Source organism: Pseudoalteromonas tetraodonis (assembly GCF_002310835.1).
GTDB lineage: Bacteria > Pseudomonadota > Gammaproteobacteria > Enterobacterales > Alteromonadaceae > Pseudoalteromonas > Pseudoalteromonas tetraodonis.
On record NZ_CP011041.1, the window covers coordinates 2,586,692 to 2,605,641 of the forward strand.

Below are 18,950 nucleotides of genomic sequence, written 5' to 3' on the forward strand. Positions count from 1 at the left end.
TGAATTCCTATTCAATATCGCCAGGGACCAAAGGTACAAATCTTACTGGCGCAATTACATGCTCGGTAAAGCTATCGCCTTGGCGAATAACCATGGTTAATTTTTGTTCTGCCTCACCAATGGGGGCGAGTAATACGCCTCCATCTGCAAGTTGTGCGAGTAGTTCTGGAGGGATAATCGTTGCCGCAGCCGTCACAATAATGCCATTGAATGGCGCTTGCGATTGCCATCCTTGCCAACCGTCACCGTGTTTCATAGTGACATTATATAAATCGAGCTGATGTAATCGACGCTTTGCTTGCCATTGCAAAGCTTTTATACGCTCAACCGAATACACCTTATCAAAGGTTTTAGCCAGTACCGCGGTTTGATAGCCGGATCCGGTACCAATTTCTAACACTTTACTTTTCACGCCAGCTAAACGCATCAATTCGGTCATACGGGCAACAATGTAAGGCTGAGAAATAGTTTGTCCTTGCCCTATTGGTAGCGCCGTATTTTGATACGCTTTGTGCTTTAGTACATCATCAATAAAGATATGCCGAGGAATTTGCGAAATCGCCTTTAAAACCTCCTTATCTTCTACGCCCTCTCGTTGTAATAGGTCTGAAAGCGCTTGTGCACTGCGGGTATAATTAGCCAGCACGGTTGATCTCCAACTCGGCTAACCACTCTCCCACAGCTTTGATACTGTCTTTAGCGGTCATATCAACGCTCAATGGGGTGACTGATGCATAGCCATTATTTACAGCATAAAAATCAGTGCCTTCACCGGCATCGCTTTCTGTACCCAAAGAACCATACCAAAAAATATCGCGTCCCCAAGGATCGCTTTGCTTAGTCATGGTTTCTGCTTTGTGTCGCGCGCCTAAGCGAGTTACCTGAACCCCTTTTAGCTCACTTAAAGGAATATCTGGCACATTAATATTGATGATCTGATCTTTAGGCAGTGGATGCGAAGCAAGCCCTTTAATAATATTGACCGTAACGGCTGCTGCCGTTTCAAAGTGTTCACCATGGTGAGAGCACAAAGACACCGCAATTGCTGGTAAACCCAGATGACGACCTTCAGTCGCCGCAGCAACCGTACCAGAGTAAAGTGTATCGTCACCTAAATTGCCGCCGTGGTTAATACCGGCTACCACTAAATCGGGCTTTTCATCCATTAATTGATTCACACCTAAATGCACACAATCCGTTGGCGTGCCATTAACCGACATAAAGCCATTGTCGAGTGTCGTTGCACGCAAAGGATTCATTAACGTCAGTGAATTACTTGCGCCACTGCAATTTCTATCTGGCGCAACCAGCGTTACCTCAGCAATTTGTGTTAATGCTTGGTATAAAACAGCAATACCTTTGGCATTAACACCATCATCATTACTTAATAGAATCTTCATCTGCGTTATCCTTTTCTTTTCGCTCGCGAGGACTGGCGTCAGTATAATCAACCAGTTCGCGCAGTAAAGCCGTTGCAAAGCAGCCTTTGGGTAAACCAAAGCTGAGTTTTAATGTGCGTTCATCAAGTGTTTCTACACTTAGATCTTGGGGGATTAAACGCAGCATTCTGCGCTCGTTTTTAAGCCCTAACTCACCTAAGCCATCACACCATGCTTGATACGGTGCCAACCATGTTTTTTCTTGTTCGGTAAGGCCTTTTTCGCTTTTGCCCACCATGGGCGCCGACATCATAATATCGCCAGAGGCAAGACGTGCAATATTTTCATCGCTGATCGCATCTTCAAAAAACGCATTGCTACCGCTAAGCATAAATACTTCGCGGTGCATGGTTTTAGCAAGGCCATGTTCTGTCACGCGTAAACTAACAATTTGATTAAACACATGTGAACGTGCTGCAGAAATAATAATGCCTCGCAGCTTTTTATCGCGTATGCGCTCACCGGCAAACATTTTTTCAGCCATGACTAAGTTATGCCCATCACGGCCAAAACGCTGCTCACCAAAATAGTTAGGCACACCGGCACGTACCGCATTTATACGGCACAAAATATCAAGCGGCTCGGTTACATTGCGCAAGGTAATGGTAAATCTATTTCCTTTATGGCAACCGGTGCGCAATTTTCGCTCATGGCGCTGCTGCGATACCACAAACACGCTTTCGCTGTTGAGCTCAGTAAAGTCAATATGCTTTTTAATCGGTACTTTTACACTAAACCACTGTGAACACACACCATGGCGGTCTTTCATGCCGGCATAACTTACATCACGTGGCGACACCCCCGCTTTTTGCGCAATGAGTTTAGCTACATACTGAGTGTTTTCGCCTTTTTTTACCACTTGCAAACACACATGTTCGCCACTGCCGGTAAACTCTATACCGAGATCTTCATCAACCATAAAGTCTTCTGCGGTGGTTTTAAAGTCGGCTTTAGAAAGCGGCGCACCATATAAATAATTTAATTCGCTCATGCGCTTTGTTTACTCATAATGACCACGGCATGGCTTGAAATACCTTCTTTTCGCCCCTCAAACCCGAGCTTTTCAGTGGTTGTGGCTTTAACATTTATCTGTGAGAGCTCAGCATTTAAATCACTGGCAAGATTGGTTCGCATTGCTTGAATGTGCGGCAGCATTTTTGGTGCTTGTGCCACAATGGTGACATCCGCATTGCCCAATACATAGCCCTGTTGCTTGGCTAGACTCACTACATGGCGAAGTAAAATACGGCTATCGATATTTTCATATTCACTGGCTGTATCTGGAAAGTGCTTACCAATATCGCCCAGCGCTAATGAGCCTAAAATCGCGTCACACAACGCATGAATAGCTACATCACCATCTGAGTGCGCTAAAAAGCCTTGCGGGTAATCAATTTTTTCGCCGCAGATGGTTAAAGGCCCTTGGCCACCAAACTTATGCACGTCAAAACCATGGCCTATTCGTATCATGTTGCACTCTCATTATTTTGTTTTTGCAGTAAAAAACCTGCTAAGTCTAAATCTTCTGGGGTGGTAATTTTAATATTATCACTGCGCCCCGCCACCAACCTTACCGGCTTATTTGCCCATTCCATGGCACTGGCTTCATCAGTAATAATTGCCCCATTGGCTAACGCATTTTGCAGTGCTGTTTTGAGCTCGTCATATTTAAAAAGCTGTGGCGTAAGTGCTTGCCATAAATCATCACGAGGCACTGTTTGCTGCGCATGGCTTTGCCCTCGTTTTATGGTGTCTTTTACTTTGCTGGCTAAAATACCGCCTTCATCAGCCTGCATGCACTGTGCTATTAGGCGCTCTATATCAGCAATATCAACTAAAGGTCTTGCTGCATCATGCACCAAAACCCAAGTCGGTGGATTGGCAGCTAAAAACAATAAACTGTTTAATACTGAATCTGCACGCTCTTTACCGCCAATAGAACGCAAGATGCGAGGATCAGATAGCGTAAGGTCGTCAAAGTAAGGGTCGGTTTCGCTCAAAGCCACCACTATAGAATTTAAATGCGGTAACTGCGATAACTTAGCGAGCGTGTGCTCTAAAATGGTTTTCCCTGCTAAGGAAATATATTGCTTTGGTGTTGTGTGTTGCATTCTGCTGCCAACACCTGCGGCAGGAACAATAGCTGCAATAGTAAATTTATTTGTCATGGTGTTGAGCCGGTAAAACACGAATAAAGGTTTCGTCCGGTTTAATCATTCCTAATTCGTTGCGGGCACGCTCTTCAATACCTTCAAGGCCGAGCTTTAAATCTTCTATATCCGCTTTTAATACTTTATTACGCTTGATCAGCTTTTCGTTTGTTTGTTGATGCGATGCCACCGCATTTTTTAGACGGGTGTAGTCTTGCACACCATTATGGCCAAACCAAAGTCTATACTGAATAAAAAGTGCTAAGCACAACAAGCCAAATTGAAAAAATCGCATTAAACACTCCTTATTTTAATTTTGAATTGTAAGCTTTACGCCAATGGCCGCTTAACATTGCGCCAATTAATATTGGCAGCCAATAACATTTCCCGTAACGATAATAACCGTGGCGTACTGCGCTTTGAAAACTGCCACTGGTGGCCACAACACGCCGCAGCAAGCGTTGCTTTGTTGGGTTTGAGTAATTGCGCACTTTGCTGCTCAAGCCCTTGACCTAAAAAATCAAACCAGCCAAGCTCATTGCAATGAACCTGTGTTTTAGTTACTTGATCAATGCTGTCTATTCTAACCCGAATTTGGCCGTGATTTTGTAATAATACAGGAATAATCAGCCCAACTTTGGCATAGACTTGATAAAAAAGTTCATTCGCTGAAGAATTAACTTCTGGCGGAGTTGGTTTTTGCTTTTCAAGCCACCCACCATTTTGCGCATCGAGCGTAAAAGGCGATGTTGCATTAGCCACCCGTGTTGCGGCACGTTCAATGTAATAAGGCAGGCTTTTTAATTGCCTGCGTAAACGATCACCATTAGGTTCAGCCACTAAGCGCTGCACCTCACGCTGATAAAAGGCATTACATAATTGTGCATAAAGCACTTTTTGTGCATCAGTTTGCCACATTTCAACTTGTTGGTTTGTGTCAAACTGCTTATTTTTACTGACCAATCGCTGTACTCAAAAACACCTTAATAGATGTTTTATAACACAGTAATGCACAGTTTTTAAGCACCGATTGTTAGGGCTTTTCGCCTAATTTCGCAATGCCTGATTCTAAAAATTGCACAACCGTATTACGTTTTTTTCCAATTAATAAACTGCCATCGGCTAAAAACATAAAGTTTTGCCAGTTGCGTTTAAACACATCAAAGCTCGTTTCAATAATATTATCGCGCGCCATACAAAAATAAACGGTGGTGTTAGCCTGCCAGTCTAGGTGGTTTAAAATAGCGTCAGGAAATTGGGGATCTTCGCTTTCCCATGCGTCTTCCCAATTTACTTCTTGGCTAAAGTTTTGCTCTTGCGCGCACCAATCGGTTTTATCAAAAAAGTCAGGATGATCATGTTCACGACTCACCATGGTTGTCCATAGCACTGCAGCACGCTCGCTGGTCATCGGTTTAATATTAGCTGCATCAATATCTGAAACCGGAATATCTTTGTGGCGAAATACCCAGGCTTTTTTGTAATCATCAAGAGAAATATAATTCATAGTATTGGCGTATTCTTTGGCATAATAAAAAGCGAAGGCAAATTATACAAGATAACAGACTATGACTACAGCACTAAAACTGGGTTTATATCAACACTACAAAGGCCCACAATATAAAGTTATGCATGTGGCAACTCACAGCGAAACCAACGAGCAATTGGTTATTTACCAAGCCTTATACGGTGAATACGGCATATGGGCACGCCCACTAAGTATGTTTACTGAAACCGTTGAAAAAGACGGTAAAACGATTGCGCGTTTTGCCTACCTTGGTGAAGCCGATTAACTATGGCATTATAACGCATAATAATTACTGCTCAGACCAGAGGATGACCCGTGCAATTTAATTCTACTGATAATTACATCGCAAGCTCAGCATTAAAACAGGCCGTAAACGCCGCTATTATGCTGCAAAAGCCGCTTTTAATTAAAGGCGAGCCGGGCACAGGTAAAACCATGTTGGCTGAAGAGCTGGCAAAAAGTTTAGATACCGAGTTGATTCAGTGGCATATAAAATCAACCACTAAAGCGCAGCAAGGTTTGTACGAGTACGATGCCGTATCACGACTACGCGACAGCCAGCTAGGTGATGAGCGCGTTCACAATATTAGTAACTACATAGTTAAAGGTAAGCTGTGGCAAGCCTTCATGTACGCTGAGCTAAACGGAAAACGCCCAGTACTCCTGATTGACGAAATAGACAAAGCCGATATTGAGTTTCCAAACGATTTACTACTCGAACTCGATAAAATGGAATTTCATGTATACGAAACCGGTGAGCGCATTGTGGCCAAAGAGCGCCCTATTGTGATCATCACATCAAACAATGAAAAAGAGCTGCCCGATGCGTTTTTACGCCGCTGCTTTTTCCATTATATTGATTTTCCAAATAGCGACGAAATGCAGCAAATTATTGATGTGCACTACCCGCATGTTAAACAAGATTTAGTTCGCCAAGCACTTGAAGTGTTTTTTAACTTACGCGAAGCCAACGGCCTTAAAAAGAAGCCATCCACCAGCGAGTTACTGGATTGGTTAAAACTATTAATGGCTGAAGATATAGACGCAAAAACCCTGCACGACAAAGCGCAAAAAGGCGGCTTAATGCCGATGTTTGGCGCACTACTTAAAAACGAGCAAGACATAAGCCTAATCGAAAAGCTCGCGTTTATGAGCCGTCGCTAATATGTTGGTACAGTTTTTTTTCACGCTACGCAAATACCGCTTACCCGTGAGTCTGCGCGAACTGCTCGATTTAATAAACGCTTTAAAACAAGGTGTTGTATTTGCTGATGTAGACGCCTTTTATCATTTAGCGCGCACTATTATGGTAAAAGACGAAACGCACTTTGATCGATTTGATAAAGCCTTTAGCGATTACTTTAGCGGTATTGCCGACTTAGACCTGCTCGAGAGCTTAAAACAGCAGCACAACTTACCTGAAGATTGGTTGCGTAAAGAGTTTGAAAAGCACCTAAGCGATGAAGAAAAAGCTCAACTAAAAGCCATGGGCGGGCTAGACGAGCTGATGAAAACTCTTAAAGAGCGTTTAGAAGAACAGCAAAAACGCCACGCTGGCGGCAATAAGTGGGTAGGTACCGGCGGCACCTCGCCTTTTGGGGCATACGGCTATAACCCTGAGGGCATACGCATTGGTCAAGACGGCAACCGCAATCGCCAAGCGGTAAAAGTGTGGGATAAGCGCGAATACCGTAACCTCGATTCTGACCGCGAAATTGGCTCACGCACTATAAAGCTGGCCCTTAAAAAACTACGCAAATTTGCCCGCACTGGCGCAAGCGACACCCTTGATTTAAACGAAACCATACGCGCGACCGCCAAACAAGGTGGCATGCTCGATGTAAAAATGGCACCCGAGCGCCACAATGCAGTAAAAGTATTGATGCTGTTTGATATTGGCGGCTCAATGGATGACTACATTCATACCTGTGAAGAACTATTTAGCGCCGCCCACAGCGAATTTAAACATTTAGAGTTTTACTACTTTCATAACTGTTTATACGAACATGTTTGGCAAGATAACCAACGCCGCCACTCAAACGTTATTGACACCATGACGCTGATCAACAAGTTTACCAGCGACTACAAAGTTATATTTGTCGGTGATGCCACTATGGGCCCGTATGAAATTGCCTATCCTGGCGGCTCAGTAGAACATTGGAATGAAGAATCCGGCAGCGCGTGGTTGGCACGAATCACTAATCACTTTGATAAAGTCGCGTGGCTCAACCCACAACCGGTTGAACACTGGCCGTATTATCAATCAATTGATTTTATAAAGCAGCTAATGAACAACCGCATGTACCCGCTGAGTTTAGATGGAATAAGTAGCGCGATAAAAGAGCTGAGTTAAATATTAATTTACGACAGCTCAGCAGCAGAGCTTCGGGCGTGAACCTATAACTTTGTTGGGTGGCGCCTTCGGCTTAACCAACCTACCTTTGACGTAGGTCGAATAAGTGGCGAAGCCACGCCATCCGACAAAATGATCGATGTACCAGAAACAATCCGATGCACCGCGTTAATGAACAACCGCATGTACCCACTTAGTTTAAATGAGATAAGTAAAGCGATAAAAAAACTTAGTTAATGCATTTTAAGTAGCTCATACACCATATTTTTGATGGTATTCACTGAGCATGAATTCTAATTGCTTCTCGAAGACTTCAATGGATGGTGTTTTTCCACTTAACCGCTGCTGCTTTAGCCATTCAAGTAATTCAATCCTTACTAAATAACCGTCTTCAATGCAGTAACTTGGATCTGAAAGCCAAATTTTTGGAGCTCCTAGTGAAGCTCCTGAATACCAGTGACAAATGGAATAGCCTTCACTTTCAAGCTTATCACTAAGTTGCCAGCTATAAATCCACCAGGTAATCAGAAATAGAGGGAAGCATCCTATAATAACAAATAGCCCCCTTCGCATCGATTTCTCTGATATATCACCATGCATTCTTTGATAAATCCCGTAGATGAGTACAAAAAAAGCGGGCATCATAACTATCAAAGGAATTACTACAGGTTTAATTTTTAACGACATTACATTTTCAGCAATAAGACTTAATGTGCTAATTTCTAATTTAAAGCTGTAGGCATAGAGAGTAATGATTAAACATAAAACACCTATAGAAAACCACCCCTTTTTAGGGTTGGTAGGTGAGAGTTGATTAGCCGAGCTTGCCATTTTAGTATCGTCTTCCTGAGTACGGAATACCAAATAAGCGGTTTATAAACTCAATTGGATTGTTATCGTACATTCACTCAGCCCTATCTAACTCATATTTAAACTAATTAGGATAAACATCATAATTTTTGACCGTCTTATCTTCGCTCTTTGCAGCCTATCGCGGTCTACAACAGTCGGTATTTATGCAGAGGTTGTTTGATTTGCACCTTTCACCTCGAACCTCGAACCTCGAAAATAAAATCACATCAACTTCCAAACCACAAACGCTACAGCAAAACCAACCAAGTACACTAAACCTAACCACGTTAAGCTACGCAAAAGTAGACTGTGTTTAATCGCGGGCTCTGAGCGCACTAGGCTGAAGTTAAGCCATGCAAAAACCGGTGTGGTTACAAAAGCAAGTGTCATTGCAAAGGTAAGCATAGGGCCAAGGGCTGATTTAAAAAATAAAATAACCGCCATACCGGCCAATGCTTGCAGTATAAGCCACGTATTTAAGCTGTGTTTAGATTGCTTAAAACCAAGTAATTTGTGTGATTCGTTAAGTGTGCGGGCGTAACCGTCAAGTACGGTGAGTGTGGTGCCAAACATACACAAAAACGCGATGGCTGATACCAAAGGCCTTGCCCACTCGCCTATTGTTGATGCGTACATATCAATCAGCTGTTTAGCAAACGCTACACCACCGAGCTCTATATTACTGTTTTGCCCATATTGCACTAACGCACCTAAACTAAAAAATACCAGCGCAAGCCCGGCGGTTAACCAATAACCTAGATTAAAATCGAATAAGCCTTGGTTTTTAGTCACACTTTGCTGAGCTTGTTTTTCTTTAAGCCACAACGAGCTCAGTGCCGATATTTCAATGGGCGCTGGCATCCAGCCCATTAAGGCAACCATAAAGCCTAACATGGCAAGTTCATATGGTGAGGGGCCAACGTAGTTTACAGGCGCTACTGGGCCGTTATTTATAGCAATAACCAATGCAGTGATGGTTGCTATAGAAAGTAGCCCCATAATAGCTTTTGCTACGTTATCGAGCGCTTTAAAATGCCCCAGTAATAATATAATTAAACACACGGCCAATATTACCCAACACAATAAGGTAACAGGAATGCTAATAGGTAATGCGTAGTGTAATAAGCTCGCCGTAAGCAGCAATACGCCCGCAGTATTTACCACAGCGGCGATAATATTCAGAGCAATAAAACTGTAAAAATACCCAGGCCCTTGGTTTTTATACCCTTCTACTAAACTATTTTTGGTGGCGAGTGTGTATTCCATACCAAAACGAAAAAACGGATACTTTAAAACGTTAACCACCACAATAAGCCAAAATAGCTGCCAGCCAAATAATGCGCCAGCTTGGGTCGATGCAACTAAGTGTGAGCCACCAATGGCAGCGGTGGCCATTAAAATACCCGGGCCGAGCGCCCCTAACCGAGACTTCCATGTGCTTTGTGTGTATTGCATTAACTTCTCAAATTTGGTGTGTTATGTGCTTTTATTATTAATTTTTATCATTAATAAACTGTGTGAGTGCATAACTTACCTAATTTACAGGCAATAAAAAAGAGCCCTTAGGCTCTTTTTAAAAATAACACATTGTTAGTTATTAATTTAAATCCATCTCTTGGATGATTTCGTGTGCTATTTCAGGTGTGGTACTTACAGGCTTTTCATGTAAGTTCGCTTTTATTTGCCCTTTACGATGCTTTAGTGCGGCATCGAGTTTTTTAGCTGCGCTGGAAATAGCAGGATACATAACTTCGTTTTCCCCTTTTACCGATATACGCGCACCTTCATAATTTGTGCTAATTTCTGCTTGGAACTTATGATGCTCTTTTGAAAGAATAATATCTAGAGATATCAATGATGGAAAATGGCTCGCGACTTTTGAGAACTTTTCGTTAATGTGTTCTTTAATAGAATCAGTAACGTCAACATGGTGACCAGAAAGATTAATTTTCATAGGGTATCCTTTTATTTGTTACCTCATAGTTAGTATTGGGGGCTAAACGAATTAACACAAGAGAAAAAATGAAAATTACGCAATTATTTATTACCCCACCTGATTTAGATCATTCATTTAGCATTAAGTATGCAAAAAGCCGCTTTGAAGCGGCCTTTAGAAATGTTGATAATTTAATCAACCAACAAATTAATCGGTGTATGAACAGCAATAATCAGCAAAATCACTTACTTTTACATGGAAGCTGACATTAGCATCAACATTAAATGACTCACCCGCATTAAATGTTTTCCACTCGCTTTCACCTGGTAATAACACATCCCACTGCCCTGCTAACAACTCCATACACTCTTTTTGGTTAGTATTAAACTCAAATTCACCGGGTTGCATAAAACCCAAGGTTTTCGCTTCACCATTTCCTAAAAGCACAGTACGACTTGATACTTTGCCATCAAAATACACATTGGCTTTTTTAACCACACTAACGTTATCGAACTTTGGCATGTTAACTCCTGTTGTTAATTTATAATTTTGTTACCCCCACAGTGCCTGATACACAAAAACCTTGCAAGTTAAGTGCTGTGAAAATTACTCATCTAAAATCCAAAAGGTTAAAAAAGAACGACTTTATAGAGAGATATGCTTCGAGCAACGGGCTACAAGTTTCGAACAGTACTTTTAGTGATTTATGGACAAAGAGAACTAAAAGACGCTGCGCTTTAGAGAAGTGATCAAACAACTATTTTTTATAATTTGGGTTTTGTATTACCTCATTTTCTTCTCATTCGCTTCTCTTTGTTCAAATTAATTTTTAATGATTTGTGCACAAAGAGGGCGATGAGACACTACGCTTTAGAGAAGTGATAAAAGTACAGCTCATAAAAAAGCCCGCCCTGTTTACACAGCGCGGGCTTTTAAAACACTAAAGTAATTAATTAAAACAATGCGTTTGCTTTGTTAACTACATTTTCTACCGTAAAGCCGAAGAACTCAAATAGCTCGTTTGCCGGTGCCGACTCACCAAAGGTGGTCATACCAACTACGGCGCCATTTAGGCCTACATACTTGTACCAGTAATCAGCAATACCCGCTTCAATCGCTACGCGACGTGAAACGCTTGCTGGTAATACGCTTTCTTTGTACTCAGGCGATTGGTCTTCAAACGCATCAGTACATGGCATAGATACAACACGTACCTTTTTACCCTGCCCACGTAGCTCTTTCGCAGAGTCTTGCGCTAGCTGTACTTCAGAACCCGTTGCAATCAAAATAAGCTCTGGATTGCCGTCACAACTTAAGATGTAACCACCCTTTTTAACGTCGCTTAATTGCTGGGCATCACGAGCTTGCTGCTCTAAGCCTTGGCGAGTAAAGATTAATGATGTAGGACCGTCTTTACGTTCAATAGCTTGTTGCCATGCAATTGCTGACTCAACTTGGTCACATGGGCGCCAGTTGTATAGGTTAGGCGTTAAACGCATGCTGGCAATTTGCTCAACTGGTTGGTGAGTTGGACCATCTTCACCTAAACCAATTGAATCGTGCGTGTATACAAAAATGCTTGGTTGCTTCATTAATGCAGCCATACGTACCGCGTTGCGTGCGTATTCCATAAACATTAAGAACGTTGCACCGTAAGGAATAAAGCCTTTATGCAGTGCAATACCGTTCATAATGGCCGACATACCAAACTCACGTACACCGTAGTAAATGTAGTTACCACTTGCATCATCAGCAGTTAAGCCTTTAGAGCCATCCCAAATTGTTAAGTTTGAACCCGCTAAATCGGCAGAACCACCCATAAATTCAGGTAGTAACGGGCCAAACGCATTTAATGCATTTTGCGACGCTTTACGTGATGCTGGGTTTGCTGGGTTTGCTTGCAGCTCTTCAATGTACGCTTGTGATTTTTCAGCCCAGTCAGCTGGTAATTCTGAATGTGTACGGCGTTTGTATTCTGCTGCAAGCTCTGGGTATGCTTTTTCATATGCGGCAAATTTTTCGTCCCAGCTTGCTTCAAGCTGTTGGCCTTTTTCTTTGTTATCCCACTGTGCATAAATATCTTCAGGGATTTCAAATGCATCGCCCGTCCAACCTAAAAACTCGCGAGACGCTTTAATTTCGTCATCACCTAGTGGTGCACCGTGACAATCGTGGCTACCTGATTTATTAGGTGAGCCGTAACCAATAATAGTTTTACAACAAATTAGTGTTGGCTTATCAGTCACGCTTTTAGCTTCTGCAATTGCTGCACTTACTGCATCGCTATCATGGCCATCAACGTCACTAATTACATGCCAGCCGTATGCTTTAAAACGTGCTGGGGTATCATCACTAAACCAACCTTCAACTTCACCGTCGATTGAAATGCCGTTGTCATCCCAAAATGCCACTAATTTGCCTAGGCCTAATGTACCGGCTAGTGAGCATGCTTCATGAGAAATACCTTCCATCAAACAACCATCACCCATAAACGCATACGTGTGGTGATCAACAATGTCATGGCCTTCACGGTTAAACTGCGCTGCTAATGCTTTTTCAGCAATCGCCATACCTACCGCATTTGTGATCCCTTGACCTAATGGGCCCGTAGTGGTCTCAATTCCTGGCGCGTATCCATATTCTGGATGGCCTGGTGTTTTAGAATGCATTTGGCGGAAGTTTTTAATTTCGTCCAGTGGCAAGTCATAACCACTTAAATGCAGTAGAGAATAAATTAGCATTGAACCGTGACCATTTGAGAGTATAAATCGATCTCGGTCAGCCCACTCTGGATTTGTTGGGTTATGTTTTAGATAATCGCGCCATAATACTTCTGCGATATCAGCCATGCCCATAGGGGCTCCAGGGTGACCAGATTTGGCCTTTTGTACTGCGTCCATTGACAAGACGCGAATAGCATTTGCAAGTTCTTTGCGAGATGGCATGAATTCTCCTACCTTTATATGTATTTGCGCGGGTATTTATTTATCCCCATTCTTACTTATTGTGGGGGCTGTGTGCAATTAAAAACCCATAAAAATAGGGCATTATGAATATTTTTTAAGAACCATTTACTATTAGATATTTTATTTAGACGTCTAGGCGTAAAAAAACTATGCAAGTTCATTTGTTTTAGATAAAATACGCGCCTTAATTTTTTAGCGCTAATACCGACGTTTGTGAAGCGCAATATTTGTGAGCATAATTACAATGGCAAAACATTTATTTACTTCTGAATCTGTTTCTGAAGGTCATCCGGATAAAATCGCCGATCAAATTTCTGATGCGGTACTTGATGCTATCCTAGAGCAAGACTCTCATGCCCGTGTAGCGTGTGAAACTTACGTTAAAACCGGTATGGTTATGGTTGGTGGTGAAATCACGACTAGCGCATGGGTTGATATCGAAGAAATTACACGTAAAACAGTACGTGAAATTGGTTACACACATTCAGACATGGGCTTTGATGCCGATTCGTGTGCAATTTTAAACACGATTGGTAAACAGTCTCCTGACATTAACCAAGGTGTTGACCGTACAAGCCCTGAAGAGCAAGGCGCTGGCGACCAAGGCCTAATGTTTGGTTACGCATGTAACGAAACTGAAGTATTAATGCCTGCTCCAATTACTTATTCTCACCGTTTAGTACAACGCCAAGCACAAGTACGTAAAAGCGGCGAGCTTAACTGGTTGCGTCCAGATGCAAAATCACAGGTTACGTTTGCATACGAAAATGGCAAGCCAGTAGGCATTGATGCCGTTGTACTTTCTACTCAGCACAGCGAAGATGTATCGCAAAGTGATTTAGTAGAAGCGGTAATGGAAACGATTATTAAGCCAGTACTTCCTGCTGAGCTGATTACTAGTGCCACTAAATTCTTTATTAACCCAACTGGTCGTTTTGTAATTGGTGGACCAATGGGTGACTGTGGTTTAACTGGTCGTAAAATCATTGTAGATACCTACGGTGGCATGGCTCGTCACGGTGGTGGTGCTTTCTCTGGTAAAGATCCATCAAAAGTTGACCGCTCAGCGGCTTATGCTGCACGTTATGTTGCTAAAAACATTGTTGCTGCTGGCCTTGCTGACAAGTGTGAACTTCAGGTGTCTTATGCTATTGGTGTTGCAGAGCCAACATCTATCAGTGTTGAAACATTTGGCACAGGTAAATTAGAAGAAGCGCGTTTAATCGAACTTATTCGTGAACACTTTGACTTACGCCCTTACGGCCTAATTCAAATGCTTGATCTTGAGCGCCCTATTTATCTTCCAACAGCGGCTTACGGCCACTTTGGCCGTGATGAATTCCCATGGGAACGCACAGATAAAGCAGACGCACTTCGCGCAGCAGCTGGCCTGTAAGCCACCTAGCTAATATTAAAACGGCCCTTTTTAGGGCCGTTTTGCTATGTGTATTAAGTTAGTCATAAAACAGTCTCGAACTGTTTAACATTTTAGGTATATACTCTGCTTATACAATAAAGCGTGTTAGGGATAAAAAATGGCCGACAATTTTCGTGTTATATTTGTAGGACTTGCAGAAGGCGCAGACAGCCAAGCAGTGACCAATGCACTGACAGAAAAACTAAAAACCTCACCTGAAAAGGTGGCGGCATTTTTTAATGGCAAGCCGCTGTTTGCTCCTAGCAACAAAGAGAAAGCCCTTAAGCAAGCTAAGTTACTTTCAACGCTGGGGATCAAAAGCAAACTTCAGCAAACAGCCCCTACACAAGCTACTTCTCAAAAAGCGCACGACAGCCAGCGAGATCAGCGCTTATTTGATGCCCTAGATTATATTACTAGTAGCTTAATTCGTCTTGAAGAGAAACTTGAGGATCTTGAGCAACGTCTCCCCGAGGTTGAGTTATCACTGCCTGATGAAAATGACGAACCATGGCAAGATGACGATTTAATGCTAGATGAGCCACTCTCTACAACACCCAAAAAACGCAGTAACCTTGTTTTATATTCACTGATTGCCACAGTTGTAATATTACTTATTGTGCTTGCTGTGTACTTATTATTTCCTAATTTATTCTCTTTTTAATCATGGTTTAGTTATTTAATGAGCAATAATCGCGCACAAATAAGACTCGATATTCGTAAAGCACGGAATAATCTATCAAAAAACCAGCAAGAAATAGCGGCCCACTCGCTTAAATTGAATTTTATTCAATATATAAAAAGCCAAAAAACAGCTAAAAAAAAACATATCGCCATTTATTTAAGCAATGATGGCGAATTAGATACCTCATTGTTAATTAATGAATTATGGAGCATTGAACAGCATGTTTACTTACCTGTAATTCACCCTTTCAACGGGGCTAATTTACTATTTCAACGATATGAAAAAAACTCACCCATGAGAGCAAACCGCTATGGTATCTTGGAGCCTAAGCTGAACTGCTCTCAAATATGCCCATTGCCAGCGCTTGATTATCTACTTATGCCACTTGTTGCATTTGATAAATTTGGTAATCGCCTTGGAATGGGGGGTGGGTTTTACGATAGAAGCTTGGCACGTTTACACGAAGAAAACTGGCAGCAACCACAACTTATTGGCCTAGCACACGAATGCCAACAAGTGGATAAGCTCCCAATTGAATCGTGGGATGTGCCTCTTAAAACTATTATTACACCCAATAAAACCTACTGTTGGTAACAATTAATCTTGTAAACTAACAGTCTATTTTTGACATAAATGAGCACATAGCAATGACACAAGATGAATTAAAAAAAGCAGCTGCATGGGCTGCACTGGAGTTTGTAAAAGAAAACACCATAGTGGGTGTTGGTACAGGCTCAACCGTTAATCATTTTATTGATGCTTTAGGCACAGTAAAAGACACCATCGTTGGTGCAGTATCTAGTTCAGAAGCGTCTACAGCACGTTTAAAAGAACTTGGTATAGAAGTATTTGAGCTAAATGATGTTGATGCTCTGGATGTATACGTTGATGGCGCAGATGAAATTAACGCTCTAAACGAAATGATTAAAGGCGGTGGTGCAGCGCTCACCCGTGAAAAAATAGTAGCGGCAGTGGCTAAACAGTTTGTGTGTATTGTTGATGACACCAAACTAGTCGATACCTTAGGGGATTTCCCGCTGCCAGTTGAAGTTATTCCGATGGCGCGCAGCTATGTTGCCCGCGAATTATTAAAACTTGGCGGTGATCCTGTGTATCGCCAAGGTGTTGTAACCGATAACGGCAACGTTATTTTAGATGTACATAATTTAAAAATTACCCATGCTAAACAGCTTGAAACACAAATAAATCAAATTGTTGGCGTAGTCACCAACGGCCTATTTGCAGAGCGCGGTGCTGATAAAGTGATTATCGGCACAAAAAATGGGCCACAAATTAAATAGGATATGGTTATGAGTAAGGTATCGTTAGCAAAAGACAAAATTAAAATTCTCTTGCTTGAAGGTGTTCATCAAAGCGCTGTTGAAACGCTAAAACGTAACGGTTATAGCAATATCGACTACGTTAAAACATCGCTACCTGAGGACGAGCTTATTGAGCGCATTAAAGATGTGCACTTTGTGGGGCTGCGTTCTCGTACTCATATTAATGAATCGGTATTAAATGCAGCTGAAAAACTGGTTGCTATCGGTTGTTTTTGTATTGGTACCAACCAAGTAGATTTAAACGCAGCACGTGAGCGCGGTATTGCAGTATTTAATGCCCCGTTTTCAAATACTCGCTCTGTAGCTGAGCTTGTACTAGGTGAAATACTGCTTTTATTACGTGGTATTCCACAGCGAAATGCCGCTGCGCACCGTGGTGGCTGGTTAAAAACAGCCAATGGCTCGTTTGAAGCGCGCGGTAAAACCTTAGGTATTATTGGCTACGGTCACATTGGTACTCAGTTGGGTATTATGGCTGAAAATATTGGTATGAACGTGGAGTATTACGACATTGAAGACAAACTGTCTTTAGGTAATGCGACACAAGTACATAACTTAACGCAGCTATTGCAACGCGCTGATATTATTAGCTTGCACGTACCTGAAACACCGCAAACTAAAAACCTGATTGGCACGGCTGAATTGGCGGTAATGAAGCAAGGCTCTATTTTAATTAACGCTTCACGTGGTACTGTCGTTGATATTGACGCCCTAGCAGAAGCGCTAACAGAGAAAAAACTCAGCGGCGCAGCAATTGACGTATTCCCAGTTGAACCTAAATCTAACGATGAAGAATTTATCTCGCCACTGCGTGAATTCGACAACGTTATTTTAACGCCGCATATAGGTGGTTCTACTCAAGAAGCACAAGAGAACATTGGTATTGAAGTAGCGGGTAAACTCGCTAAGTACTCAGATAACGGCTCAACTATTACCGCAGTTAACTTCCCTGAAGTATCATTGCCAGAGCTTGCTAATCGCAGCCGCTTGTTACACGTGCATCACAACCGCCCTGGCGTGCTAACGCAAATTAACCAAGCGTTTGCTCAGCACGGTATTAACATTGCCGCACAGTACTTACAAACCGATGAAGCAATTGGTTACGTGGTTATTGATGTAGACACCGATCACTCAGAAGTCGCACTTAAAGAGCTCAGTGCGGTTGAAGGTACAATTAGAGCGCGTATTCTTCACTAACTATCAGCTAAAATAATAAAAGCCGTACTTGAATAATCAAGTACGGCTTTTTTGTTTTAAATTGAATCCTGACGGCTTATAACTTACCGCTGTTATTTGCCTTTAACTTCTAAATTTATAAACTTAACCAGCTCTTCGGGTTGCCCTGCTAACATCATTAGTTGCTGATTCACTTCCATCATAGTTTTACCTTCAGGCAGTTTTGCTGACACACTAAACGAATTTAGTCCTTTAGCAAAATCAGTTAACGCCTTGGCTATTTCTTCGGTCACAGGTGCTTGTTGAAGCTGTTGATCAAGCATTGTTTGCATTTGCTCTAACGTCATACCTTGCTTTGCCAACTCGCTTTCTAATAAGCCTTTAAGATCACCTTGGTTATTAACAACTAAGCTAACATTACGTGGCTCTAGCTTACTCATTGCTTGCATAATCATTGTTTGCTGTTGTAGCTCTTGCTCATAAGTAAGCGGTGTATTACCTGCAGCTTGCTGAGCCTTACTGATTTCAAGTGAAGCATCCATAAGCGCTTTAGAGTTAGCAAGCCCCATGTCCATATCAACACTGGCAATATCATTAGCTTGCAGCTTAACAACAATATCACTGTTACCTGATTGCTCGTCGTAATCTAATGAAGAGTGTAAATCATAACTGGCTGAGGCAAGTTGTGTATTTGTATCTGCAGGCAGTGTATCGACAAAGCTTTTATCAAATTGAAAGTTTTTTAACGTAAAAGCAGTATGTGGCGATATTTTATCGGTTTCGTAGCCTGTCACTTCAACATGCTCAACCGTGGCAATTTTATCGCCCTCAGGGCTAGTCACTTCAATATTACTAATGGCAACACTGTTTGAAATAACACTCGCCGATAGCTCTGCGTAGTTAAAACTAGCACCGGTTTGTTCGCTGACCAAGGCCAACTGTTTATCAACCTCAGCACGTACCTCTTGTGTTGCAACATAGTTTGCATAGCTTACGCCACCCACACCTGCAGCAATAATCGCGGCTGCAATCACTAATTTTTTCATGTCATTTCCTTATTAAACTCTTTATATAAGTGGCTTTAAGCAAGACTAACATTGAGAAC

The 18,950-nt window shown here is 42.1% G+C and carries 22 protein-coding genes; 8 read left to right on the forward strand and 14 right to left on the reverse strand.

All coding sequences use genetic code 11. The features are described from left to right. Nucleotides 1-7 precede the first annotated feature (7 nt). The 8 genes from PTET_RS12110 to PTET_RS12145 form a co-directional block, all read right to left on the reverse strand. Nucleotides 8-646 (reverse strand): protein-L-isoaspartate(D-aspartate) O-methyltransferase, encoded by a 639-nt coding sequence (locus PTET_RS12110; RefSeq protein ID WP_036953558.1) that lies wholly within the window; start codon nt 644-646, stop codon nt 8-10. Beyond that, nucleotides 636-1,400: a 5'/3'-nucleotidase SurE gene (gene surE / locus PTET_RS12115; protein WP_028833935.1), complete on the reverse strand. Its 765-nt coding sequence runs from the start codon at nt 1,398-1,400 to the stop codon at nt 636-638. Before surE ends, PTET_RS12110 begins: the two co-directional genes overlap by 11 nt. After that, entirely contained in the window at nt 1,381-2,430 is a 1,050-nt protein-coding gene (gene truD, locus PTET_RS12120; RefSeq protein ID WP_096038690.1) for a tRNA pseudouridine(13) synthase TruD, read from the reverse strand. Before truD ends, surE begins: the two co-directional genes overlap by 20 nt. Next, the gene (gene ispF / locus PTET_RS12125; protein WP_016899658.1) at nt 2,427-2,909 is read right to left on the reverse strand and encodes a 2-C-methyl-D-erythritol 2,4-cyclodiphosphate synthase; all 483 of its coding nucleotides are present in this window, start codon (nt 2,907-2,909) and stop codon (nt 2,427-2,429) included. Before ispF ends, truD begins: the two co-directional genes overlap by 4 nt. Then, nucleotides 2,906-3,607: a 2-C-methyl-D-erythritol 4-phosphate cytidylyltransferase gene (gene ispD / locus PTET_RS12130; protein ID WP_096038691.1), complete on the reverse strand. Its 702-nt coding sequence runs from the start codon at nt 3,605-3,607 to the stop codon at nt 2,906-2,908. Before ispD ends, ispF begins: the two co-directional genes overlap by 4 nt. Continuing rightward, complete coding sequence (gene ftsB / locus PTET_RS12135) at nt 3,597-3,884, reverse strand: cell division protein FtsB (protein WP_013465673.1); 288 nt, start codon at nt 3,882-3,884, stop codon at nt 3,597-3,599. The genes ispD and ftsB overlap by 11 nt, the downstream gene beginning before the upstream one ends. Nucleotides 3,885-3,919: 35 nt before the next feature. Next, on the reverse strand, nt 3,920-4,552 hold the full coding sequence (locus PTET_RS12140) for a hypothetical protein (protein ID WP_096038692.1): 633 nt from the start codon (nt 4,550-4,552) through the stop codon (nt 3,920-3,922). A gap of 70 nt (nt 4,553-4,622) precedes the next feature. Beyond that, nucleotides 4,623-5,096 (reverse strand): DUF2947 domain-containing protein, encoded by a 474-nt coding sequence (locus tag PTET_RS12145; RefSeq protein ID WP_013465675.1) that lies wholly within the window; start codon nt 5,094-5,096, stop codon nt 4,623-4,625. Nucleotides 5,097-5,157: 61 nt separating this feature from the next. Here PTET_RS12145 and PTET_RS12150 point away from each other — a divergent pair, with 61 nt between their 5' ends. Genes PTET_RS12150 through PTET_RS12160 form a run of 3 tightly spaced genes read left to right on the forward strand, consistent with a single transcriptional unit; the run spans nt 5,158 to nt 7,470 of the window. Next, nucleotides 5,158-5,382 (forward strand): DUF1653 domain-containing protein, encoded by a 225-nt coding sequence (locus PTET_RS12150; protein ID WP_008110327.1) that lies wholly within the window; start codon nt 5,158-5,160, stop codon nt 5,380-5,382. 50 nt (nt 5,383-5,432) lie between these two features. After that, nucleotides 5,433-6,281: an AAA family ATPase gene (locus PTET_RS12155; protein ID WP_008464234.1), complete on the forward strand. Its 849-nt coding sequence runs from the start codon at nt 5,433-5,435 to the stop codon at nt 6,279-6,281. Between the two features lies 1 nt (nt 6,282). After that, nucleotides 6,283-7,470: a vWA domain-containing protein gene (locus PTET_RS12160; protein WP_096038693.1), complete on the forward strand. Its 1,188-nt coding sequence runs from the start codon at nt 6,283-6,285 to the stop codon at nt 7,468-7,470. Nucleotides 7,471-7,722: 252 nt separating this feature from the next. Here the strand turns inward: PTET_RS12160 and PTET_RS12165 are convergent, their stop codons facing one another. The 5 genes from PTET_RS12165 to tkt form a co-directional block, all read right to left on the reverse strand. Continuing rightward, the gene (locus tag PTET_RS12165) at nt 7,723-8,301 is read right to left on the reverse strand and encodes a hypothetical protein (RefSeq protein ID WP_096038694.1); all 579 of its coding nucleotides are present in this window, start codon (nt 8,299-8,301) and stop codon (nt 7,723-7,725) included. A gap of 243 nt (nt 8,302-8,544) precedes the next feature. Then, nucleotides 8,545-9,777: an NRAMP family divalent metal transporter gene (locus PTET_RS12170; protein WP_096038695.1), complete on the reverse strand. Its 1,233-nt coding sequence runs from the start codon at nt 9,775-9,777 to the stop codon at nt 8,545-8,547. Between the two features lie 142 nt (nt 9,778-9,919). Further along, nucleotides 9,920-10,276, reverse strand: coding sequence for a ribosome hibernation-promoting factor, HPF/YfiA family (gene hpf / locus PTET_RS12175; RefSeq protein WP_013465684.1), 357 nt, complete (start codon nt 10,274-10,276; stop codon nt 9,920-9,922). 189 nt (nt 10,277-10,465) lie between these two features. Next, entirely contained in the window at nt 10,466-10,780 is a 315-nt protein-coding gene (ppnP, locus tag PTET_RS12180; protein WP_010387728.1) for a pyrimidine/purine nucleoside phosphorylase, read from the reverse strand. A 431-nt stretch (nt 10,781-11,211) separates the two neighbouring features. Then, a complete protein-coding gene (gene tkt, locus PTET_RS12185) occupies nt 11,212-13,203 on the reverse strand; it encodes a transketolase (protein ID WP_058155158.1) in 1,992 nt (663 codons plus the stop codon). 265 nt (nt 13,204-13,468) lie between these two features. Between tkt and metK the strand changes: the two genes are divergently transcribed. From metK to serA, 5 genes are all read left to right on the forward strand, one after another. Next, nucleotides 13,469-14,620 (forward strand): methionine adenosyltransferase, encoded by a 1,152-nt coding sequence (metK, locus tag PTET_RS12190; protein WP_010387726.1) that lies wholly within the window; start codon nt 13,469-13,471, stop codon nt 14,618-14,620. 139 nt (nt 14,621-14,759) lie between these two features. Next, the gene (locus tag PTET_RS12195; RefSeq protein ID WP_036953523.1) at nt 14,760-15,305 is read left to right on the forward strand and encodes a hypothetical protein; all 546 of its coding nucleotides are present in this window, start codon (nt 14,760-14,762) and stop codon (nt 15,303-15,305) included. A gap of 18 nt (nt 15,306-15,323) precedes the next feature. Beyond that, the gene (locus PTET_RS12200; RefSeq protein WP_096038696.1) at nt 15,324-15,920 is read left to right on the forward strand and encodes a 5-formyltetrahydrofolate cyclo-ligase; all 597 of its coding nucleotides are present in this window, start codon (nt 15,324-15,326) and stop codon (nt 15,918-15,920) included. 53 nt (nt 15,921-15,973) lie between these two features. After that, nucleotides 15,974-16,627, forward strand: coding sequence for a ribose-5-phosphate isomerase RpiA (gene rpiA, locus PTET_RS12205; protein ID WP_013465690.1), 654 nt, complete (start codon nt 15,974-15,976; stop codon nt 16,625-16,627). 9 nt (nt 16,628-16,636) lie between these two features. Next, nucleotides 16,637-17,866 carry a phosphoglycerate dehydrogenase gene (gene serA, locus PTET_RS12210; protein ID WP_028833921.1) on the forward strand — a complete coding sequence of 410 codons (1,230 nt, stop codon included), beginning with the start codon at nt 16,637-16,639 and terminating at the stop codon, nt 17,864-17,866. A gap of 92 nt (nt 17,867-17,958) precedes the next feature. Here serA and PTET_RS12215 read toward each other — a convergent pair whose 3' ends face one another. Beyond that, a complete protein-coding gene (locus PTET_RS12215) occupies nt 17,959-18,891 on the reverse strand; it encodes a hypothetical protein (RefSeq protein WP_096038697.1) in 933 nt (310 codons plus the stop codon). Nucleotides 18,892-18,950 lie beyond the last annotated feature (59 nt).